Source organism: Streptomyces sp. NPDC002386 (genome assembly GCF_053593175.1).
Window position 1 is genome coordinate 1 of the sequence record NZ_JBSFBX010000006.1, and the last position, 20752, is coordinate 20752.

Genomic DNA, 20752 nt, shown 5'->3' on the forward strand with positions numbered 1-20752 from the left:
TTCTGAGGTTTCCTATCCCCTCATTCCCCCCCCCCCCCCGGGGGCCCCCCCCCCCGGGCCCCCCCCCCCCTCTCCGTCTCCCGCGGCGTCAGGCCATGCTGACTTCCCAGCTGCTGCAGTTGCGGATCGTGTCCGTGCTGTTCTCCAGGCTGCCCTTCCAGTCGCCGACGCAGGCCCGGAAGTTGACGGTGGTGTGCTCGTACAGGTCCATGTTCACGTCGCGGGTGGTGCCTTCGCCGTCCCGGTTGAAGTACGTGAACGTGTGGTACCGGTCCTCCGACTGGTCCCACCACCGGAAGATCGCGACGGCCGAGTGACCGTCCGCCACGGTGTCCTTGACGAGCAGGTGCTCGCCGTCCGCGTGCCAGGTCACGCGCGAGCCCTCGGGGAAGGACTCGGTGCTCTTGTCCAGGTCGTTCGCGGAGGCGACCCCCGCCTGAGCGGTGGCCAGCGCGGCGACGCCGAGCAACGTCGCCAGGCCCCGCCTGATGGTCGTGCGCATGGGTGATACCCCGTTTCCTGCTGAAATCGCGCCCGTTATCGAACGCGTGGTCGAAACGGAGCCTAGGCTCGAACGGCCGGGCGGCGCACCCGATTTCGGCGATCAAGGAATGTGATCTCCGCCGCGCACACACGGGCGGGGCGCCCGGAGACCGGGCGCCCCCGACCTCGCCGCGCTCACGCCCTGTTCAGCTCGAACCAGACCACCTTGCCGGTGCTCAGCCGCGTCGCGCCCCAGCGCCGGGCCAGCTTGTTGACGAGGTACAGCCCGCGGCCGCCCTCGTCCGTGGCCCGCGCCTGGCACAGCCGCGGCAACTGGGGCACGTCGTCGCCGACCTCGCAGCGCAGCACGTCCGTACGCAGCAGACGCAGCGTCACCGGACGGGAGGCGTAGCGCACGGCGTTCGTGACCACCTCGCTGACCAGCAGCTCCACCGAGTCCGTCAGCTCCTCCAGGCCCCACCGGGCCAGCGCGCGCCGCGCCAGCCGGCGGGCCTGGCCGGGCGTCGCGTCCTCCGGCTCCAGCGTCCAGTACGCCACATCGCTCGGCGCGATCCCGTCGAAACGGGCCGCGAGCAGCGCGATGTCGTCGTCCCGGTCACCCGGGCCGAGCATGTCCAGCACCTCGTCGCACAGCGCCTCGAGCGGCGGCGGATGGTCCGGGCCGGTCAGCCGCGCGGTCGCGGCCAGCTTCTCGCGGAGCTGCTCTATCCCGGTCCACACGTCCCGCAGCCGGGACTCCACCAGACCGTCGGTGTACAGCAGCAGCGTGGCCCCGGCCGGCGCGTCCAGCTCCACCGCCTCGAAGTCCACCCCGCCCACACCGATCGGCGCGCCCGGCGGCACCCGCAGCACCTCCGCCCGGCCGCCCAGATGCAGCAGCACGGGCGGCGGATGGCCCGCGTTGGCGATCGTGATGCGATGCGTGACCGGGTCGTACACCGCGTACAGACAGGTCGCCATGCGGTCCGTGCCCAGCCGCTGCGCCTGCTCGTCCAGGTGGTGCAGCACCTCCTGCGGAGGCAGGTCGAGACCGGCCAGCGTCTGCGCCGTCGTGCGCAGCTGACCCATGATCGCCGCCGAGGTCATGGAGTGCCCCATGACATCACCGACCACGAGCGCCACCCGGCTGCCGGGCAGCGGGATCGCGTCGTACCAGTCGCCGCCCACCCGCGCCGTCTCCGCCGCCGGCAGGTAACGGGACGCCAGCCGCACCCCGGTCGGCCGGGGCAGCGTCTCCGGCAGCATGGTGCGCTGCAACTCGTCGGCGATGTAGGCCTCCCGGCCGTACAGCACCGCCTTGTCGATGCCCAGCGCGCTGTGCGTGGCGAGCTGCGCCGCCACCAGCAGATCGTCCGCCTCGAACGCCGGCCGCTCCGGACGCCGCAGGAACAGGGCGGCACCGATCACCCGGCGCCGGCCGCGCAGCGGCGCGAGGATCGCGTGCCGGCCGCCCGGCACCGCCGCCTCCCCGCCCTCGCCGAGCAGCTCGGGCAGCGCCGCCCGGGCCGCGGGCGCGTCGGCGAACACCGGCCGCACCCCGCGCAGCACCTCGTTCAGGGCACCGCCCGGCCGCACCTCGCACAGCTCGGTGGTCAGCGACGACAGCTCGGTGAGCGCCGAGGCCTCCGGCTCCGGCTCGGGGAACGGCGGCAGCGCCAGGCCCTCCGTGTCCCGCTCGTCCGGAATCCGGTCCGTGCGGCGCAGCCGCAGCACCACGGGCCCGGTCGGGCGCTCGTCACCCACCGGCAGCGGATCGCGCAGATAGACCAGGATCGCGTCGGAGAACGTCGGCACGGTGGCCCGGCACAGCCCCATCACGATCTCGTCCAGATCGAGGCCGCGCGCGATCCGCCGGGTCGCCGCGCCCACGAACCTGAGCCGGTCGCCGTCGCGTCGCATCGGCATCGGCCGCCCCGGTGGCAGTCCCCGCCCGGTACGGCGGTCCTGGCCGCCGGGCCCCCGCTCCTGCTCGGCGCCCGGCTGCGGCGGAATGGCCTCCGGCGCGGGACGCGGGCGACCCGTGTCCGTCGGCGCGGTGGCGGGCTGGGAGTGCTCGGGGCCGTTTACTGGGGGCTCCTTCCCCTTGTTCCCCTTGCCGCGGGGAGTGGTCGCCCCCGGTGCGGAGGGCGGTCCGTCGGCCCGGGCCTGTGCCGGTAAGGCCGGACTGCCGAGCTGCTCCGGGGTACGCAGGAGCGCCCCGCGAGGCTCCGCGGGGTCGGCGCCCGACTGCGGGCGCTCGTAGGACGTGGGGTGCTCCGTCACGCGCGTCGAATCCATCCGTCCGGGGCTGCGCGCCGTGCGCGCACGTGGTCCCGCCGAAAGTCCGATACCCGGAATACATGCCCCAGGAACGGAATTCCCGCGTGGTCAGAGGTCGTGCCTGTGCGGCCGGGGAACCCTGCCCGGCCCGCCGGGGTGTTGCCCTCGTACCCCTCGCTCACTCCTGCCGCCCCTCGGTGACGTCTGGTCAGACCCGGCTGGTGCCCCGGTAGTTGCCTTGCGGTTTCTTGCGGAGGACGATCCTACGGTTGTGGGCCGGGGGCGCATCAAGGGTCTCATGAGGACACGTGCGCGGGGGTACGGTCCCAGTCCTCGGGGAGTGACGGTACCGCCCAGGACGGATCCGGGCGCCAGTGCTGCCAGCCCTCGGAGAACGGCGGCCCCCAGGAGTCGATCACCTCCACCGCGGCCCGGCCGGCCGCCCGCACGCGCTCGGCGGTCACCTCGTCCATCAGCCCGTCCCGCTGCGCCTGCGCGAACTCGTCCTCGTCCCGCCAGTGCCAACTGCGGTCCGGATGAACGGAGATGTCCAGGAAGTGGTCCTCGGAGTCGACCCCGCCCGACCAGCGGGCCAGCGGCTGCTCGAGGTTGACGTACCAGTTCTTGAACCGCCAGCCCGGCTCCCAGAACAGCCACACCGACCAGGGCTCGGCGGGCCGGGCCAGCTTCAGCACACCCGTGCCGAACCACCGGTCCCGCTGCACCGAACGCGGCCTGGTGTAGCGGGTCTCCAGCGGCTCCACGTGCACCGGCGTCCCGTCGGCGAGCACCGGCTTCACGCACTCGGTACCGGGCGCCATCCACACGGCGAGCAGTTCCGCGTCGTCCCGGACGACGGTGACGGGCCGCGCGATGTGGAAGCGCGCGCCGGCGTTCTCCCGGTACCGCCACAGGATCTGACTCCCGGGGGTCCAGTAGGTCGCAGGCCCCGCCGCCACTCGTCTCACCGCTTTGCTGTCCGCCATGAACAGATATTAGGTGTCGTACACATACGACGCTGCGGTACGCGTCACGGTTCTGCGCGGCAGTGGCCGGTTGTCACGGGCGTGTCATCCGCAGGACATCCAGCGCCTCGTCGAGCTGCTCCACCGTGAGCTCGCCGCGCTCCACGTATCCGCCCTCCAGCACGACCTCGCGGATGGTCCTGCGCTCGGCCAGCGACCTCTTCGCGACCTTCGCGGCCTCCTCGTAGCCGATGTACCTGTTCAGCGGCGTCACCACCGAGGGCGAGGACTCGGCGTACTCGCGGGCGCGTTCGCGGTCGGCGGTGACGCCGTCCACGGTCCGGTCGGCCAGCAGCCGGGAGACGTTCGCGAGCAGCCGGACGGACTCCAGCACGTTCTTGGCGATGACCGGGAGCATCACGTTCAGCTCGAAGTTCCCGGCGGCGCCGGCGGTGGTGATGGTCGCGTCGTTGCCGATCACCTGGGCGGCGACCATGAGCACGGCCTCGGGGACGACCGGGTTGACCTTGCCCGGCATGATCGAGGAGCCCGGCTGCAGATCGGGCAGCCGGATCTCGGCCAGCCCGGTGCGCGGCCCGGACGCCATCCAGCGCAGATCGTTCGCGATCTTCGTCAGCCCGACCGCGATGGTCCGGAGCTGCCCGCTCGTCTCCACGACCCCGTCCCGGGCGCCCTGCGCCTCGAAGTGGTCGCGGGCCTCGGTGAGCGGCAGCCCGGTGGACCGCGCGACCTCCTCGATGACCGCGGCGGAGAAGCCCGGCGGGGTGTTGATCCCGGTGCCCACCGCGGTACCGCCCAGTGGCAGCTCCGCCAGCCGGGGCAGCGAGGCCCGCAGCCGCTCCACGCCGTACCGCACCTGCGCCGCGTACCCGCCGAACTCCTGTCCCAGGGTCACCGGCGTCGCGTCCATCAGATGCGTCCGCCCGGCCTTGACGACGTCCGCGAACTCCTCGGACTTGCGGCCGAGGGCGGCGGCGAGGTGTTCCAGCGCCGGGATCAGGTCGTGGGTGACCGCGGCGGTGGCGGCGATGTGCAGGGACGAGGGGAAGACGTCGTTCGAGGACTGCGAGGCGTTGACGTGGTCGTTCGGGTGCACGTCCCGGCCGAGCCGCTCACCGGCCAGGGTGGCGATGACTTCGTTGGCGTTCATGTTGGACGAGGTCCCGGACCCGGTCTGGAACACGTCCACCGGGAAGTGCTCGTCCCACTTCCCCTCGGCGACCTCCCGGGCCGCCTCCTGGATCGCCTCCGCGACGTCCTCGTCCAGCACGCCGAGCCCGGCGTTCACCTTCGCCGCGGCGCCCTTGATCCGGGCCAGCGCCTCGATGTGCGCCCGCTCGATCCGCTGCCCGGACACCGGGAAGTTCTCGACGGCGCGCTGCGTCTGCGCCCGCCACTTGGCGTGGGCGGGCACCCGGACCTCGCCCATGGAGTCGTGCTCGATGCGGTATTCGTCGCTCATACCGCTTACAGCGATCGACGGCGCCGCGATGTTCCGCGGCCCGCCGCCGGCGGGCGGGCGCGGCGGGGCGGACCCCGCCGCGCCCGGTCCCCTACGCCAGACCGGGCCCGCGCACCGGGATCGACGTGAACGTCGGCGCGGGAGCGGGGTTCTGGAAGAAGTCGTTCCCCTTGTCGTCGACCACGACGAACGCCGGGAAGTCCTCGACCTCGATCTTCCAGACGGCCTCCATCCCCAGCTCCTCGTACTCCAGCACCTCGACCTTCTTGATGCAGTCCTGGGCGAGGCGGGCGGCCGGGCCGCCGATGGAGCCGAGGTAGAAGCCGCCGTGCGCGTCGCACGCGTCGGTGACCTGCTTGCTGCGGTTGCCCTTGGCCAGCATCACCTTGGAGCCGCCCGCCGCCTGGAACTGCTCGACGTAGGAGTCCATGCGGCCGGCCGTCGTCGGGCCGAAGGAGCCGGAGGCGTAGCCCTCCGGAGTCTTCGCCGGGCCCGCGTAGTACACCGGGTGGTCCTTCAGGTACTGCGGCATGTCCTCGCCCGCGTCCAGCCGCTCCTTGATCTTGGCGTGCGCGATGTCGCGGGCGACGACCAGCGGGCCGGTGAGCGACAGCCGCGTCTTGACCGGGTACTTGGTCAGCTCGGCGAGGATCTCGTCCATCGGCTGGTTCAGGTCGATGTTGACGACGTCCCCGTCCTGCTCCAGGTGCTCGTCCGTGGTCTCCGGCAGGAACCGCGCCGGGTCCGTCTCGAGCTGCTCCAGGAAGACACCCTCGGCGGTGATCTTGGCGACCGCCTGGCGGTCCGCCGAGCAGGAGACGGCGATCGCGACCGGGCAGGACGCGCCGTGCCGCGGCAGCCGCACCACGCGCACGTCGTGGCAGAAGTACTTGCCGCCGAACTGCGCGCCGATGCCGATCCGCTGGGTCAGCTCGAAGACCTTGTCCTCCAGCTCCTTGTCCCGGAAGCCGTGGCCGAGCGGCGAGCCCTCGGCCGGCATGTTGTCCAGGTAGTGCGCGGAGGCGTACTTGGCGGTCTTCAGCGCGTACTCGGCGCTCGTGCCGCCGACGACGATCGCCAGGTGGTACGGCGGGCAGGCCGCCGTGCCGAGCGAGCGGATCTTCTCCTCCAGGAACTTCATCATGGAGGCCTCGTTCAGGACGGCCTTGGTCTCCTGGTAGAGGAAGGACTTGTTGGCCGAGCCGCCGCCCTTGGCCATGAAGAGGAACTTGTAGGCGCCGCCGTCCGTCGCGTACAGCTCGATCTGCGCGGGGAGGTTGGAGCCGGTGTTCTTCTCCTCCCACATGGTGAGCGGAGCCATCTGCGAGTAGCGCAGGTTCAGCCTGGTGTAGGCGTCGTAGATGCCGTGGGAGAGGGCCTTCTCGTCCTCGCCCTCGGTGAGGACGTTCTGGCCGCGCTTGCCCATCACGATCGCGGTGCCGGTGTCCTGGCACATCGGGAGCACGCCGGCCGCCGCGATGTTCGCGTTCTTCAGCAGGTCCAGGGCGACGAACTTGTCGTTGCTCGAGGCCTCGGGGTCGTCGATGATGCGGCGCAGCTGGGCGAGGTGGGCCGGGCGCAGGTAGTGCTGGATGTCGTGGATGGCCTCCTCGGCGAGCTTGCGCAGCGCCTGCGGCTCCACCTTGAGGAACGTCCGCCCGTCCGGCCCCTCGACGGTGGACACGCCTTCCGAGGTCACCAGCCGGTACGGGGTGGTGTCCTCGCCCTGGGGAAGCAGATCGGTGTACGCGAACTCAGGCATCTCAGCCCATTCCTCACTCTGACGGACGGCTGCCCGCCGTCGTTGGCGGGCCCCACCAGCGTAGAACCTGCCGTCGGCGCGGAACCTGTGAGGTGAGGCTCAGTTCGACACGCCCGTGCTCGTCCACACCCCTGGTCGCGATCTATCGCGTTTCGGTACGCTGCCGCCGTGGACCTTCAGAAGCACGCCCCAGCCCAGGACGGGGCCCCGGCCCCCGCCGACCTGCGCGCATCGGACGCCGACCGTGACCGCGTCGCCGACATCCTCCGTGAGGCCCTGGCCGAGGGCCGGCTGACGGCGGACGAGCACGCCGAGCGCGTCGAGGGGGTGCTGCACGCGAAGACGGTCGGTGAGCTGGAGGTCTTCATCCGGGACCTGCCCGCGGCGCATCACGGGCCCGCGGCGCCGGCCTACGCGTCCGTACCGCCCCGCCCGGCCCCGGGCGCGATACCGGCCGAGGCGGACGCCAACGTGGTGGCCGTGTTCAGCAGTGCCATGCGGCGGGGCCGCTGGCGGGCGGGACGCCGGCTGCACGCCTACGCGGTGTTCGGCAGCGTCGAGATCGATCTGAGCGAGGCGGTCTTCGAGTACCAGCAGGTCGTCGTCAAGGCCGTCTCGGTCTTCGGTGACGTGCAGATCCGCGTCCCGGAGAACGTCTCGCTGCGCGGCACGGGCGGGGGCGTGCTGGGCAACTTCGAGGTGGCCCCGCTGGATTCGGCCGAGTCGGAGGCGCCCGTGATCTACGTCGACGGCTGGGCCGTGCTGGGCAACGTGGAGGCGCGGCCCAAGCGGGGCAAGCTCGTGGCGGACATCCTCGACCGCGTCCAGGACAAGGTCGACCGCAAGCTGCGCAAGCACCTGGACCGCTGACGGCCGCGACGCTTCCGCCGGCGGCCGGAAGGGCGTCGGCGGGGGCGCGGGGGCGTGAACAGGACGACGTGCGACGGCGGTTGGGAACGCTGTGCATAGGCGCGCGCACAGCGGGTAGGCCTTGCTGCATCGTGCTCGCTCGCGAAGCCGTCGTCAGGAGTAGACCGTGCTGCAACCGCCGCATTCGTCCCTGCAGGTAGCCGCCGTTCCGGCCCAGCGGGTGCCAGTGCGAGACAGGGATCAAGACGCCCCCTGGCACACCGAGGCGGTGTGCCGGCGTGATGAGGCCGGCCTGTTCTTCGCCCCGTCCAAGGAGCCGACGGCCGCCCGGCTGTCCCGCGAGGAAGCGGCCAAGCGCGTCTGCGCGCGCTGCCCCGTCATGGTGGAGTGCCGCGAGCACGCCCTGCTCCAGCCCGAGCCGTACGGCGTCTGGGGCGGCCTGACGGCCGCCGAGCGCCGCGTCGTGCTGGCGCGCCGGCGGAGGCGTGAGCTGGAGCTGAAGAAGGCGGCCCGGGCGACGACGGACCGCATAGCCGGCTAGCTGTACGAACGGGCGCCCTCTCCGCACAGAGGGCGCCCGTCGTTTTCCGGGGAAGCGGGGCTCACCCCGGGCAGGTCACTTCGCCCGGTCGAAGTCGATCGCGCTGTAGGCCCGCAGCTTGCTCAGTCGGTGCTCGGAGTCGATCCGCCGCACGGTGCCGGACCTCGACCGCATCACGATCGAGTCGGTGGTGGCGGTCTCCGACCGGTACCGCACGCCGCGCATCAGCTCGCCGTCGGTGATGCCGGTGGCGACGAAGAACACGTTCTCGCCGGTGACCAGGTCCTCCGTGGTCAGGACGCGGTCCAGGTCGTGCCCGGCGTCGACGGCCCGCGCCCGCTCCTCGTCGTCCTTGGGCCACAGCTTGCCCTGGATGGTGCCGCCCAGGCACTTCACGGCGCAGGCCGAGATGATGCCCTCCGGGGTGCCGCCGATGCCGAGCAGCAGGTCGATGCCGGTGCCCTCGCGCAGGGCGAGGATGGAGCCGGCGACGTCACCGTCGGAGATCAGCTTGATGCGCGCGCCGGTGTCGCGGATCTCCTTGATGATGCCTTCGTGCCGGGGACGGTCCAGGATGACGACGGTGACGTCCTCGGGCGTGCGGCGCTTGGCCTTGGCGACCCGGCGGATGTTGACCGACACGGGCGCGTTGATGTCCACGAAGTCGGCGGCCTCGGGGCCGGTGACCAGCTTGTCCATGTAGAACACGGCGGACGGGTCGAACATGGCCCCGCGCTCGGCGGCGGCGAGGACCGCGATCGCGTTGGGCATGCCCTTGGCGGTCAGGGTGGTGCCGTCGATCGGGTCGACGGCGATGTCCACCTCGGGACCGGTTCCGTCGCCCACGTGCTCTCCGTTGAAGAGCATCGGGGCCTCGTCCTTCTCGCCCTCACCGATGACGACGACGCCGTTCATCGAGACGGTCGAGACGAGGGTCCGCATGGCGCGCACCGCGGCACCGTCGGCGCCGTTCTTGTCACCGCGCCCGACCCAGCGGCCGGCGGCCATGGCGGCGGCTTCGGTGACCCGGACGAGCTCCAGGGCGAGGTTGCGGTCGGGTGCCTCGGAGGGCACATCGAGCTCGGACGGCAGATGATGATTCTCGGTCATCGGAGCGCACCTTTCTGATACGACGACGGCCGGATGAGGGTGTTGGTCCCGACTCTATCGTTGAGCAGACAAAATGAGCAGGGGACCCCACGTATGAGCGCTCCGGGCACCTGCGACGATAGAGGGCGTGGCAGGTTCCAACGGCAAGCAGAAGACGGTCCGGGACATGATCCTCTCCCTGGGCCTCATCGGGATCGCGGCGGCGGTCATCTACGTCTTCGTCCCGCACGACGATCACGCTCCCGACATCAGGCGGGTCGACTACCAGGTCGAGCTGGACACGGCCCGTCGTGCCGCGAGCTACCCGGTGGCCGCCCCCGAGGGCCTGCCCGGGTCCTGGAAGGCGACCTCGGTGCGCTTCCAGGGCGAGAACTCCGACCGGTGGCACCTCGGCTTCCAGGATCCCGAGGGTCAGTACGTGCAGGTCGAGCAGTCCACTCAGAAACGGTCCGACTTCATCGAGCAGGCAGGCCAGGGTTCGAAGGCGACGAAGCGGACCGAGCGGATCGGCGGCCGCACCTGGACCCGGTACACCGGCGGCCGCTACGACGCCCTGGTCCTGGAGGACACCCCCGGCTCCACCACGGTGGTGTCCGGCACGGCGCCCTTCGACCGGCTGACGAGGATGGCGGCCGCCCTGAAGATGGCCTGAGCGCCCTGCCGCGCACGTGAAGGGGCCCCCGGCGCGACGCCGGGGGCCCCTTCACGTGCTCGTGGGGGTCAGACGGTCGTGATGACGTCCTCGTACGCCAGGCGCGGCGAGCGCGGGTACCAGGCGTCCGGACCCGGACGGCCGATGTTGACGACCATCAGCGGGGTGTGGTCGTCGTCCAGGAACTCCTTGCGGACGCCCTCGAAGTCGAAGCCGGTCATCGGGCCCGCGGCGAGCCCCGCGGCGCGGACGCCGACGATGAAGTAGCCGGCCTGGAGGGCGGCGTTCATCGCGGCGGAGCCTTCGCGGACCGGGCGCTCGGCGAAGAAGACGTCCTTGGCCTGCGGGAAGGCCGGGAAGAGGGCCGGCAGCTCCTCGTGGAACTCGTTGTCCGCGGAGAGGATCGCGACCAGCGGGGCGGCGGCGGTCTTGGCCCGGTTGCCCTCGGACATGTGCTTCAGCAGGCGCTCACGGGCCTCGGGGGAGCGGACCAGGGTGACGCGCAGCGGGGTCTGGTTGAAGGCGGTCGGACCGTACTTGACCAGGTCGTAGATCGCCTGGACCTGCTCCTCGGTCACCGGCTCGTCGGTGAAGGTGTTCGCGGTGCGGGCCTCGCGGAACAGCAGGTCCTGGGCGGCGGGGTCAAGAACGAGAGACATGCGTGCCTTCCTCGGGTGCGCGTGCGGCCCGTGGTGCCGGACCGGCTGACGCTCACGAGACTACGGCAAAGTTCAACCTTCAACCAAATGGACGGAGCGGTGAGCCCCGGCACAGCGCCGGGCGCCGCCCCGCGCCCTATTCGGCGTCCTCCTCCTCGGCCTCCTCGGCCAGCGCCGCGTCCAGCCGGGCCCGCGCGCCCTCCAGCCAGCGCCGGCACACCTTGGCCAGCTCCTCGCCCCGCTCCCACAGCGCCAGGGACTCCTCGAGCGACGTACCGCCCGTCTCCAGACGCCGCACGACGTCGATCAACTCGTCCCGGGCCTGCTCGTACGACAGCGCCTCGTCCACCTTGCTGGTCATCCACCCACCCTAGACATCGACATCGGCATCGACACGGACACCGAACTCGCCCTCGGCGACCCGCGCCCGCAGCGTCTCGCCCCCGGTCACTTCCTGCGGGTCGCGCACCACATGGCCGTCCGCCCGCTGCAGCACCGCGTAGCCGCGCTTGAGGGTGGCGGCCGGGGAGAGGGCCACCACGCGCGCGTGCGTGTGCGTCAGCTCGGAGTCGGCACGGTCCAGGAGGTGGCCGAGGGTGCGCCGGCCGCGGTCCAGCAGCGACGCCACATGGTCGGCTCGCTCGTCGACCATCCGGTGCGGATCCTCCATAGAGGGCCGCGCCAGCGCGTGGGCCAGCCCCCGCTCCTCCCGCTCCACGGACGCCGACACGCACCGCCGGGCCCGGTCCCGCAGCATCCGCACCCGCTCGAACTCCTCGCCCACGTCCGGCACGACCTTCTTGGCGGCGTCGGTCGGGGTCGAGGCGCGCAGGTCGGCCACATGGTCCAGCAGCGGATTGTCCGGCTCGTGCCCGATGGCGGACACCACCGGCGTACGGCACTGGGCCACCGCGCGCACGAGCTGCTCGTCGGAGAAGGGCAGCAGGTCCTCCACGCTGCCGCCGCCCCGGGCCACGACGATGACGTCCACGCCGTCCAGCGCGTCCAGCTCCTTGACCGCCTGCACGACCTGCGGAACGGCGTGCACCCCCTGCACGGCCACGTTCCGCACTTCGAAGCGGACGGCCGGCCAGCGGTGGCGGGCGTTCTCCAGCACGTCCCGCTCCGCGGCGGAGGCCCGCCCGCAGACCAGCCCGATGAGCTGCGGCAGGAACGGCAGCGGTTTCTTCCGCTCGGGCGCGAACAGCCCCTCGGCCGCCAGCGCCTTCTTGAGCTGCTCCAGCCGGGCCAGCAGCTCACCGACGCCCACCGGCCGTATCTCGGCGGCCCGCAGCGAGAGCTGCCCACGCGGCGCGTACCACTCCGGCTTCGCCAGGACGACGACCCGGGCGCCCTCACCCACCACGTCGGCCACCGCGTCGAACACCTGCCGGTAGCACGTCACGCTGACGGAGACGTCGTGCGAGGGGTCCCGCAGGGTCAGGAAGACCACCCCGGCGCCCGGCCGCCGCGAGAGCTGCGTGATCTGCCCCTCGACCCACACCGCGCCCAGCCGGTCGATCCACCTGCCGATGAGCCGCGAGACCTCACCCACGGGCAGGGGCGTCTCGGGCGACGTGTTCACAGCCATGCGGCGAGCGTAACGGCGGGCACCGACAGAAGGCCCCGCCCGCGCGGCCGCCCGCGACGGAGCCGTGCGGGCGGCCGCGCGGGGACGCGATCCCGGAGCCCGTGAACACACCCTTACGATGGGTCCCATGACCGCTTCGTCTGGCCGCCGTGTCCTGCTCGCCGCCCCCCGGGGCTACTGCGCCGGTGTCGACCGCGCCGTGATCGCCGTCGAGAAGGCCCTGGAGCAGTACGGGGCCCCGATCTACGTCCGGCACGAGATCGTCCACAACAAGTACGTCGTGCAGACCCTGGAGAAGAAGGGCGCCGTCTTCGTCGAGCGGACGGAGGAGGTGCCGCCGGGCAACATCGTGATGTTCTCCGCGCACGGCGTCGCCCCGGTCGTGCACGAGGAGGCCGAGCGCGGCCGGCTGGCCACGATCGACGCGACCTGCCCGCTGGTCACCAAGGTCCACAAGGAGGCCGTGCGGTACGCCAACGAGGACTACGACATCCTCCTGATCGGGCACGAGGGCCACGAGGAGGTCATCGGCACCTCCGGCGAGGCCCCCGACCACATCCAGCTCGTCGACGGCCCCGAGGACGTCGCCAAGGTCGAGGTCCGCGACCCCTCGAAGGTCGTCTGGCTGTCCCAGACCACCCTCTCCGTGGACGAGACCATGGAGACCGTCGACGCCCTGAAGACGAAGTTCCCGGGCCTCGTCTCCCCGCCGAGCGACGACATCTGCTACGCCACGCAGAACCGCCAGCTCGCCGTGAAGCAGATGGGCGCGGAGGCCGAACTGGTCATCGTGGTCGGCTCGCGCAACTCCTCGAACTCCAAGCGGCTGGTCGAGGTCGCCAAGCTGGCCGGTGCCCGCGCCGCCTACCTGGTGGACTTCGCGGACGAGATCGACGAGGCCTGGCTGGAGGGCGTGACGACCGTCGGCGTCACCTCCGGCGCCTCGGTCCCCGAGGTGCTGGTCGAGCAGGTCCTGGAGTGGCTCGGCGGGCGCGGTTACGAAGACGTGGAGATCGTCAAGGCCGCCGAGGAGTCCATCACCTTCTCGCTGCCCAAGGAGCTGCGCCGCGACCTGCGCGACGAGGCGGCCACCCTGGTCGCCGAGCGCGGCGGGAGCGGCACCGCCGGGGCGTGACGTCCGCGCCCGGGCCTGACCGGCATCTGCGTGGCGTGACCGCCGGTCGCACGTCGTAACGTGGTGCCATGCAGATCTTCGGCGTGGACATCGGTGGATCCGGGATCAAGGGCGCCCCTGTGGACCTGGACAAGGGGGACCTGGCCCAGGAGCGCTGCAAGGTGCTCACCCCGCACCCGGCGACGCCCGACGGCGTCGCCGACGGGGTGAAGCAGGTCATCGACCACTTCGGCTGGACCGGCCCGGTGGGCCTCACCTTCCCCGGAGTGGTCACGGGCGGCGCCACGGTCCGGACGGCGGCCAACGTCGACAAGAGCTGGGTCGACACGGACGCGCGCGCGTTGTTCGGCGGCCGGCTGGGCGGCCTCCCGGTGACCGTGGTCAACGACGCGGACGCGGCGGGCGTCGCCGAGATGCAGTTCGGCGCCGGCCGGGACCGGCGGGGCACGGTCATCCTGCTCACCTTCGGCACCGGCATCGGCAGCGCCGTCTTCGTCGACGGCGTGCTGGTTCCCAACACCGAGCTGGGCCACCTCGAGCTGAACGGCCACGAGGCCGAGAAGCGGGCCTCCAGCAAGGCCAAGGAGGACCACGACCTGAGCTGGGAGCACTGGGCGCGCCGGGTCGGGAAGTACCTCGCCCACGTCGAGATGCTCTTCTCGCCCGAGCTGTTCATCGTCGGCGGCGGGGTCAGCCGCAAGGCGGACAAGTTCCTGCACCTCATCGAGGGCGTGCGGGCCGAGATCGTGCCGGCCCAGCTCCAGAACAACGCCGGCATCGTCGGGGCGGCGATGCACGCCGCGCAGGCCCAGGAGCGGCTCGGGGACTGACCCGGCGACGGAAACGGCGCCACGGGCCGGGGCCCGGGAGGAACGGCGCGGGACCCGCCGGTCAGCCCCGGCTCCGGCGGGCCCGTACCCACAGCACCCGCCGTACCAGCACGATCACCCCCGCGAGCAGCGTCCCCCCGTACAGCCAGCCCGCCTGCGTGGCGAGCCCGGTGACGAGCCCCATCAGCCGCCCGAGCAGGCCGCCGCTGCCGTCCGCGACGGGGAACAGGCCCGCCGCGAAGGCGATCGGCACGACGACCGGGGCGGTGAGCACGTCACCGCCGCGGACCCACAGCGCGGTCAGCACGCACACCGGCAGGAACAGCACGCCGTAAAGCGTCAGGGACGCACCGAACAGGAGCTGGTCCAGCAGACCGAGCAGCAGCATCACCGCCGCGCAGAACAGCCCCCCGCCGAGCCCGGTGAGCCGCAGCCCCGCCGGCTGCCCGTCCGACGGCCCGGTACCCGCCGGCCGTCCGTCCGCGGGCCGCGCCCCGCGCGGCACCGGCCGACGTGCCTGCGGCGGTAGCGCCGCGGGCGGTGTGCCGCGGCGCCGTCCGTTGTTCGGGGGTCGGCTTCTGCGTTGCTCCATTGGACCAACCTAGGTCTGCTTATGTGCTCAATCGGCCCTCAGACACGCCGGTGGGCGCAGCCCGGCCGGACGCCCCGCGCTCCCGCGAACCCGCCATCGCGGACGCCGTAGACTGGTGGATCGGCCAGTGTCTCTGGCCCCTGGCAGCCCCTGGCCCCTCTCATCTACGGGAAGTCGCAACGTGTCGCTCACGATCGGAATCGTCGGTCTGCCCAATGTCGGCAAGTCGACCCTGTTCAACGCCCTGACCAAGAACGACGTGCTGGCGGCCAACTACCCGTTCGCCACGATCGAGCCGAACGTCGGCGTCGTCGGTGTGCCCGACGGCCGTCTCGCCAAGCTGGCGTCGATCTTCAAGTCGGAGCGTATCCTCCCGGCCACGGTCGACTTCGTCGACATCGCCGGCATCGTGCGCGGCGCCTCCGAGGGCGAGGGCCTGGGCAACAAGTTCCTCGCGAACATCCGCGAGTCCGACGCGATCTGCCAGGTCATCCGCGCCTTCAAGGACGAGAACGTCGTCCACGTCGACGGCAAGGTCTCGCCGAAGGACGACATCGAGACGATCAACACCGAGCTGATCCTCGCCGACCTCCAGACCATCGAGAAGGTCCTGCCCCGGCTCCAGAAGGAGTCGCGGATCAAGAAGGACATCGCTCCCAAGGTCAAGGCCGTCGAGGAGGCCAAGGAGATCCTGGAGAAGGGCGACACGCTCTTCGCGCACGGCATCGTCCAGGGCACCGAGCGCAACGAGCTCCTGCACGACCTGCACCTGCTCACCACCAAGCCGTTCCTCTACGTCTTCAACGTCGACGAGGACGAGCTGGTCGACGAGGACTTCAAGAACGAGCAGCGCGCCCTGGTCGCACCCGCCGAGGCGATCTTCCTCAACGCCAAGCTGGAGCAGGACCTCGCCGAGCTGGACGAGGAGGACGCGCTGGAGCTCCTGGAGTCGGTCGGCGCCGAGGAGCCCGGCCTCGCCACCCTCGCGCGCGTCGGCTTCAACACGCTCGGTCTGCAGACCTACCTCACGGCCGGCCCCAAGGAGTCCCGCGCCTGGACGATCAAGAAGGGCGCCACGGCCCCCGAGGCGGCCGGTGTGATCCACACCGACTTCCAGAAGGGCTTCATCAAGGCCGAGGTCATCTCCTTCGGCGACCTGGTCGAGACGGGCTCGGTCGCCGAGGCCCGCGCCAAGGGCAAGGCCCGCATGGAGGGCAAGGACTACGTGATGCAGGACGGCGACGTGGTGGAGTTCCGCTTCAACGTCTGATTCCACGGGGACAAACGGCCTGACCTGCGAGAGAGCAGGTCAGGCCGTTGTGCGGTCCGCAGTTTTCCGCAGCCCCCCGTCGTCGATCGTGCGGACGACGCGGTGGTCGCCGACCCGAGGGCGGCGGCGCTCAGGCTGGGATACCGGGCACGAAGCGGTCCCGATGCGATGGTTCATGGAGCGGCACCATGGTGAGGCCTCGGCCTTTACGCGCATAGACCGCCTTCGGTCAGCCGGTGCGACCGGTCACGAAGTGCCGGGAAAGTCCGCCGACTCGGGTGTGCGAGGATCCTGGCGCGTCACTTCGGCGAAAGCTCCGGCCGCACCGGCGCCGCCCGCCGAGTTGAACATCACCGGAAACGACGTAGATTCGTAGGTGGACCGCCCGCGGACCGACCGGCGACCGGCTCGATCGGGAGTCCGCCTGGAAGAGATTCCCGTGGGGTCCGGTCCGTCCCACAAGATTCCGGTCGTTCCTCCCCGCTCGTCCGAGTCGCCGACGGGACGAGCGGCGTTCGTCGCCGTGGTGGGAGGAAGCCGCACCGAGGTACGTGGGCCGCGCCGTGGCAGCGGCAGGTGACGGTGCGCTCATGTCCGCGAGGATGATCATGAAGACGCAGAAACCACAACGTCATGCGCCCGCCTGATGGTCACGGCGGTGCGGCGCGGCGGGCTCAACTCCGCCACGCCCGAGCCGACTTCCGTACCGGCTGGCGTTTCCGGACGGGTCGGCCACGCGTCACGAGCGGCCCACTCGAACGGGGTCGCGTGGCCGTCGCCCGGCTCCGGTTCCCGCTCGTCCTGCTCCGGTTCCCGCTCGTCCTGCCGGCCGCGCTGCTGGGGGAGTGGGTGGTCCACCGCGACTTGGGCCAGGCCCGGCGCCAGGACGCCCGGGGCTCGCCCGCCGATCGACGAACCGGACCGGTCGCCGTGGGGATCGTCCCTGACGCGTTTCTCGGTGCAGCGCTCGGCACGACCACCGCACTTGGCGAACCCCACCCGAACCGGGCTTTACGCTCATGGCGCTTCGCCCACGTGCCGCCGCTGTGAGCGGTGGCTCTCGCCGGGGGCGCCCGCCGTCACCTCAAGGCCTGTCCCATCGTGCGCCGCGTCGGGGCCTGAACCCGGTCGTACCGCCAGGCGAGCGCCGTCAGTTTGTCCTCGGTACCGGTGCCGGGCTGGGGAGTCTCCAGGATCACCCGCCGGCCGGACCGGTCGTCGACGACGAGCGCGGTCTCCTCCAGCATCATGCGTCCGACCAACGGGTGGCCGACCTCGCGGCTGGTGACGCGCTGCTTTCCTATTTCGTGCTCCCGCCACAAGGCGCGGAATTCAGGGCTGCTTTTGCTCAGTTCCCGGACAAGTGCGGTGAACCACGGCTCGTGCACGTAAAGTCCGGTCGCCGAGCGGAAATCGGCGAGTATCGAGCGGGCGCTCGGTTCCCAGTTCTGTATCAATTCGCGCATGTGGTCACTGAAGAAGAGCCACAGCAAATGGCGGTGTGCCGGGATTGCCGCGGCCGGATCGCCGTACACGTCGGTGCGGGCCCGGTTCCAGGCGAGAATGTCGAACCGGGGGCCGAGGGCGAATGCGGGGTGGGGGAGTTGGCTGTCCAGGATGCGCTGGAGCGTCGGCGGCACCCCGTTCGCGGGGGCGGTCGCGCTGGAACGGGGGTCCCCGCTCCCCAGAGTCAGGAGGTAGTCGTGTTCTTCGCCGTTGAGGCGAAGGGCGTCGGCGAGAGAGTTGAGTACCTGGTCGGAGACCCGGATCTTGCGGGCCTGTTCGAGCTGGGAGTACCAGCACGAGCTGATGCCCGCCAAGTCCGCGACATCTTCCCTTCGCAGGCCGGGTGTTCGTCGCGAGGGGCGTCGGGGAAGGCCGACTTCTTCCGGCTGGAGGGCCAGCCGTCGTGTTCTGAGGAAGTCCGCGAGCTCCGCTCGCCGTGGGTCGTCGTTCATCCGGCGTTCCCCCTGCTGGACGACTGGTGCGGGTGCTTTTCTAGCCAAATACCCCTGCTCCTAGGATAGTCGGTTTCCGTGTTCCGCGCGTCCGAAGTGCCTGCCGGTGGCGGTTTCCGGGAGTCCGGCCGGGGTGCCTCGGTGTCCATGCGGGTGACCCCCCTCAAGCGCTCTGTTCGCAGGCGTTGTTGGGTCCATTCGCATCGCCGTACCGCTGGTCGGGGCTTTTGCGGACGGCTGTTGCCGATAACCCCGAGTCCTAGGATGAGCGGTTTCTTGTTGGGTGCTGTGGTGCGTGTGATCCTGCTGTCGAAGGCGGCGTTCGTCCGTCGCGTGGTGCTGATCGCAGCGCCTGCCACGAGAGACGCCTGTCTTTCGTTCCGCGGGTCGAAGGGAGAAAGGTCATGCGTGGCAAGCGGTACCTCACCCGGCTCAGCCCGGCGCTCATCGCTGCTGCTCTCGCGTTCCCGGCGGGCTTCGCCGGAGAAGCGGTCGGCGCCACACCTCCAGCCGCTGTGGTGGCATCGGCGCACCAGAAGGCGCCAACGACCACGGACCGCTCCCCGGATCGCCCGTGCAAGCAGCGTTCGTGCAAGCAGGTAGTGCGGCCGGCGAGGGTGCAGAAGCAGCAGCAGCAACAGCAGCAACAGCAGCAGCAACAGCAGCAGCAACAGCAGCAGCAGCAGCAGCAGCAACAGCAACAACAGCAGCAACAACAGCAGCAGCAACAGCAGCAGCAGCCGGGCCAACAGCAGCAGCAGCAGCAACAGCAGCAACAGCAGCAGCAGCAACAACAGCAGCAGCAGCAGCAACAGCAGCAGCAACAGCAGCAGCAACAGCAACAGCAGCAGCAACAGCAGCAACAGCAGCAACAGCAACAGCAGCAGCAACAGCAGCAGCAACAGCAGCAGCAGCCGGGCCAACAGCAGCAGCAGCAACAGCAACAACAGCAGCAACAGCAGCAGCAGCAACAGCAGCAGCAACAGCAGCAGCAGCAGCAGCAGCAGCAACAGCAGCAACAGCAGCAGCAGCAGCAACAACAGCAGCAGGCCGCCTGAGTCGCCAGGCCGAGCCGTCCCACGGACACTCCGTGTCCACCCGGTGGCGCGCAACCCGCAAGGCCCGCGGATTGCGCGCCATCGGCGTATACCTGGGAGCGTCGGTCGACCTGGCTTAACATGCAGCGGTGTCCATACCCCCGCCCCCCGGCCCCCAGCAGCCGCACGGGCCGTACCAGCCGTCGCAGCAGCAGCCTCCGCAGGGGCCTTACGGGCCGCCGGCGTATCCGCAGGGGCCGGAGTACCAGCCCTGGGCGCAGGGCTACAGCCCCTACAACCGGCCCGCCCCCGTCAACGGCTTCGCCATCACCTCCCTGGTGCTCGGCGTCCTGTGCTGTCTGCCGGGCGTGGGGCTGGTGTTCGGGCTCATCGCGCTGCGGCAGATACGGCGGCGCGGTGAGCGCGGGGCGGGGTTCGCGGTGGGTGGTGCGGTGCTGTCCGGGATCGGGCTCGCGCTGTGGGCGCTGATGCTCGCCACGGGGGGCGCCTCCAGCTTCTGGGAGGGAGTGAAGGAGGGGGCGCGTGACGGCGCGAACTCCTCGATGGTGAAGGGGGAGTGCTTCGACGCCCCCGGCGGGACGCTGAGCGGCGAGGGCGGCGTGGTGACCGGGGTGCCCTGCTCGGGGGAGCACGACGGGGAGGTGTTCGCCTCTTTCCGGCTGCGGGACGGCGGCTACCCCGGTGACGAGTCGGTGAGCCGTACCGCCGACAAGCGCTGCTACGGACTGCGGGACACCTACGCGATGGACGCCTGGGCCGTCCCCGACGACGTGGACGTCTACTACCTCACGCCCACCGAACGCGGTTGGCGGGCCGGGGACCGCGAGGTCACCTGCGTCTTCGGCAATGTGACCGAGGGCGCGAACCTCACCGGCGCGCTGCGCAACGACGCGACCGTCCTCGACGCCGACCAGGTCGCCTACCTGAGAGCCGCTCACATCCTCAACGCCGCCGTGGAGTCGGCCCCGGAGGCGGACCGAGTCGAGGACGACCTGCCGGGGCACAAGGCGTGGGCCGGGCGGATCTCCGCGGCCCTGGACGGACAGGCCCGGTCGCTGCGCGGACATCAGTGGCCCGGTGCGGCCCGGAAGCCCGTCACCCTCCTGGCCGCCGATCTGGACCGGGCGCGTGCCGAGTGGGCGAAGGCCGCGAAAGCTGACGGCGCCGACGCGTTCTACCGGCACTACGACACCGGCCTGCGCCTGCTCGACCCGAGGAAAGGCGTTCCCGCGCGCAGGGCCCTGGGTCTGGAGGTCACCCCGCCCGCGGGCGACGGTGGCGCCCGGGACGACGCTCGGGACGGCGGTTCCGACGGCGGCAGCGGCATGGCGGTATGAGCCGCGTTCCGGCCGTGGTGATCGCCGGGAGGTGTGGCTTCGGTTGTAGCGGGGAGAAAGTGCCTGGGTAAAGCGCTCCCCAACCCCTTGTCATCACATCGAGTGATTCTCTGGCCTTTGCTTGCACGGGACAACCCACGGTTGCCAGGCTGTTGCTGTCTGTACAACCTGATGGG

The 20752-nt window shown here is 71.0% G+C and carries 19 protein-coding genes; 7 read left to right on the top strand and 12 right to left on the bottom strand.

The window, feature by feature from the left end; genetic code table 11:
* Window positions 1-88: 88 nt before the first annotated feature.
* The 5 genes from ACWCPN_RS13960 to ACWCPN_RS13980 form a co-directional block, all read right to left on the bottom strand.
* Window positions 89-502 (bottom strand): hypothetical protein, encoded by a 414-nt coding sequence (locus ACWCPN_RS13960; RefSeq protein WP_392403738.1) that lies wholly within the window; start codon window positions 500-502, stop codon window positions 89-91.
* A gap of 176 nt (window positions 503-678) precedes the next feature.
* Entirely contained in the window at window positions 679-2781 is a 2103-nt protein-coding gene (locus ACWCPN_RS13965) for a SpoIIE family protein phosphatase (protein WP_451205311.1), read from the bottom strand.
* A 278-nt stretch (window positions 2782-3059) separates the two neighbouring features.
* The gene (gene fomD / locus ACWCPN_RS13970) at window positions 3060-3749 is read right to left on the bottom strand and encodes a cytidylyl-2-hydroxypropylphosphonate hydrolase (protein WP_451205314.1); all 690 of its coding nucleotides are present in this window, start codon (window positions 3747-3749) and stop codon (window positions 3060-3062) included.
* Between the two features lie 73 nt (window positions 3750-3822).
* Window positions 3823-5211, bottom strand: coding sequence for a class II fumarate hydratase (locus ACWCPN_RS13975; RefSeq protein WP_451205317.1), 1389 nt, complete (start codon window positions 5209-5211; stop codon window positions 3823-3825).
* 91 nt (window positions 5212-5302) lie between these two features.
* Entirely contained in the window at window positions 5303-6973 is a 1671-nt protein-coding gene (locus tag ACWCPN_RS13980; protein WP_451205319.1) for a fumarate hydratase, read from the bottom strand.
* A 168-nt stretch (window positions 6974-7141) separates the two neighbouring features.
* Between ACWCPN_RS13980 and ACWCPN_RS13985 the strand changes: the two genes are divergently transcribed.
* Window positions 7142-7843 carry a DUF1707 SHOCT-like domain-containing protein gene (locus tag ACWCPN_RS13985; RefSeq protein WP_365120228.1) on the top strand — a complete coding sequence of 234 codons (702 nt, stop codon included), beginning with the start codon at window positions 7142-7144 and terminating at the stop codon, window positions 7841-7843.
* A gap of 166 nt (window positions 7844-8009) precedes the next feature.
* Window positions 8010-8384 (top strand): WhiB family transcriptional regulator, encoded by a 375-nt coding sequence (locus ACWCPN_RS13990; RefSeq protein WP_199211837.1) that lies wholly within the window; start codon window positions 8010-8012, stop codon window positions 8382-8384.
* 75 nt (window positions 8385-8459) lie between these two features.
* On the opposite strand, the gene glpX is transcribed toward ACWCPN_RS13990, so the two are convergent.
* Window positions 8460-9494, bottom strand: coding sequence for a class II fructose-bisphosphatase (gene glpX, locus ACWCPN_RS13995; protein ID WP_199211838.1), 1035 nt, complete (start codon window positions 9492-9494; stop codon window positions 8460-8462).
* A 127-nt stretch (window positions 9495-9621) separates the two neighbouring features.
* Between glpX and ACWCPN_RS14000 the strand changes: the two genes are divergently transcribed.
* Window positions 9622-10146, top strand: coding sequence for a DUF4245 domain-containing protein (locus ACWCPN_RS14000; RefSeq protein ID WP_451205324.1), 525 nt, complete (start codon window positions 9622-9624; stop codon window positions 10144-10146).
* A gap of 68 nt (window positions 10147-10214) precedes the next feature.
* Here the strand turns inward: ACWCPN_RS14000 and ACWCPN_RS14005 are convergent, their stop codons facing one another.
* From ACWCPN_RS14005 to xseA, 3 genes are all read right to left on the bottom strand, one after another.
* Entirely contained in the window at window positions 10215-10805 is a 591-nt protein-coding gene (locus ACWCPN_RS14005; protein WP_451205327.1) for a malonic semialdehyde reductase, read from the bottom strand.
* A 136-nt stretch (window positions 10806-10941) separates the two neighbouring features.
* Window positions 10942-11166, bottom strand: coding sequence for an exodeoxyribonuclease VII small subunit (locus ACWCPN_RS14010; RefSeq protein ID WP_451205329.1), 225 nt, complete (start codon window positions 11164-11166; stop codon window positions 10942-10944).
* A gap of 9 nt (window positions 11167-11175) precedes the next feature.
* Window positions 11176-12396, bottom strand: coding sequence for an exodeoxyribonuclease VII large subunit (gene xseA, locus ACWCPN_RS14015; RefSeq protein WP_199211841.1), 1221 nt, complete (start codon window positions 12394-12396; stop codon window positions 11176-11178).
* Window positions 12397-12514: 118 nt separating this feature from the next.
* On the opposite strand from xseA, the gene ACWCPN_RS14020 reads away from it, so the two are divergent.
* On the top strand, window positions 12515-13531 hold the full coding sequence (locus ACWCPN_RS14020) for a 4-hydroxy-3-methylbut-2-enyl diphosphate reductase (RefSeq protein WP_365120213.1): 1017 nt from the start codon (window positions 12515-12517) through the stop codon (window positions 13529-13531).
* Between the two features lie 68 nt (window positions 13532-13599).
* Window positions 13600-14361 carry a polyphosphate--glucose phosphotransferase gene (ppgK, locus tag ACWCPN_RS14025; RefSeq protein ID WP_451205333.1) on the top strand — a complete coding sequence of 254 codons (762 nt, stop codon included), beginning with the start codon at window positions 13600-13602 and terminating at the stop codon, window positions 14359-14361.
* A 61-nt stretch (window positions 14362-14422) separates the two neighbouring features.
* Here ppgK and ACWCPN_RS14030 read toward each other — a convergent pair whose 3' ends face one another.
* On the bottom strand, window positions 14423-14953 hold the full coding sequence (locus ACWCPN_RS14030) for a DUF6542 domain-containing protein (protein ID WP_451205336.1): 531 nt from the start codon (window positions 14951-14953) through the stop codon (window positions 14423-14425).
* Between the two features lie 181 nt (window positions 14954-15134).
* Between ACWCPN_RS14030 and ychF the strand changes: the two genes are divergently transcribed.
* Window positions 15135-16223: a redox-regulated ATPase YchF gene (ychF, locus tag ACWCPN_RS14035; RefSeq protein WP_184968237.1), complete on the top strand. Its 1089-nt coding sequence runs from the start codon at window positions 15135-15137 to the stop codon at window positions 16221-16223.
* A 1079-nt stretch (window positions 16224-17302) separates the two neighbouring features.
* Here ychF and ACWCPN_RS14040 read toward each other — a convergent pair.
* Both ACWCPN_RS14040 and ACWCPN_RS14045 read right to left on the bottom strand, forming a co-directional pair.
* On the bottom strand, window positions 17303-18181 hold the full coding sequence (locus ACWCPN_RS14040; RefSeq protein WP_451205339.1) for a helix-turn-helix transcriptional regulator: 879 nt from the start codon (window positions 18179-18181) through the stop codon (window positions 17303-17305).
* On the bottom strand, window positions 18178-19218 hold the full coding sequence (locus ACWCPN_RS14045; protein WP_451205342.1) for a hypothetical protein: 1041 nt from the start codon (window positions 19216-19218) through the stop codon (window positions 18178-18180). Before ACWCPN_RS14045 ends, ACWCPN_RS14040 begins: the two co-directional genes overlap by 4 nt.
* A gap of 149 nt (window positions 19219-19367) precedes the next feature.
* On the opposite strand from ACWCPN_RS14045, the gene ACWCPN_RS14050 reads away from it, so the two are divergent.
* Window positions 19368-20576, top strand: coding sequence for a DUF4190 domain-containing protein (locus ACWCPN_RS14050; RefSeq protein ID WP_451205345.1), 1209 nt, complete (start codon window positions 19368-19370; stop codon window positions 20574-20576).
* The last annotated feature ends 176 nt before the right edge of the window (window positions 20577-20752 follow it).

Excerpts from the sequence above, each read along its gene's own strand:
- ACWCPN_RS13960 (WP_392403738.1), bottom strand. The coding sequence starts at position 502 with ATGCGCACGACCATCAGGCGGGGCCTGGCGACGTTGCTCGGCGTCGCC.
- ACWCPN_RS13965 (WP_451205311.1), bottom strand. The coding sequence starts at position 2,781 with ATGGATTCGACGCGCGTGACGGAGCACCCCACGTCCTACGAGCGCCCG.
- fomD (WP_451205314.1), bottom strand. The coding sequence starts at position 3,749 with ATGGCGGACAGCAAAGCGGTGAGACGAGTGGCGGCGGGGCCTGCGACC.
- ACWCPN_RS13975 (WP_451205317.1), bottom strand. The coding sequence starts at position 5,211 with ATGAGCGACGAATACCGCATCGAGCACGACTCCATGGGCGAGGTCCGG.
- ACWCPN_RS13980 (WP_451205319.1), bottom strand. The coding sequence starts at position 6,973 with ATGCCTGAGTTCGCGTACACCGATCTGCTTCCCCAGGGCGAGGACACC.
- glpX (WP_199211838.1), bottom strand. The coding sequence starts at position 9,494 with ATGACCGAGAATCATCATCTGCCGTCCGAGCTCGATGTGCCCTCCGAG.
- ACWCPN_RS14005 (WP_451205327.1), bottom strand. The coding sequence starts at position 10,805 with ATGTCTCTCGTTCTTGACCCCGCCGCCCAGGACCTGCTGTTCCGCGAG.
- ACWCPN_RS14010 (WP_451205329.1), bottom strand. The coding sequence starts at position 11,166 with ATGACCAGCAAGGTGGACGAGGCGCTGTCGTACGAGCAGGCCCGGGAC.
- xseA (WP_199211841.1), bottom strand. The coding sequence starts at position 12,396 with ATGGCTGTGAACACGTCGCCCGAGACGCCCCTGCCCGTGGGTGAGGTC.
- ACWCPN_RS14020 (WP_365120213.1), top strand. The coding sequence starts at position 12,515 with ATGGGTCCCATGACCGCTTCGTCTGGCCGCCGTGTCCTGCTCGCCGCC.
- ppgK (WP_451205333.1), top strand. The coding sequence starts at position 13,600 with ATGCAGATCTTCGGCGTGGACATCGGTGGATCCGGGATCAAGGGCGCC.
- ACWCPN_RS14030 (WP_451205336.1), bottom strand. The coding sequence starts at position 14,953 with ATGGAGCAACGCAGAAGCCGACCCCCGAACAACGGACGGCGCCGCGGC.
- ACWCPN_RS14040 (WP_451205339.1), bottom strand. The coding sequence starts at position 18,181 with ATGAACGACGACCCACGGCGAGCGGAGCTCGCGGACTTCCTCAGAACA.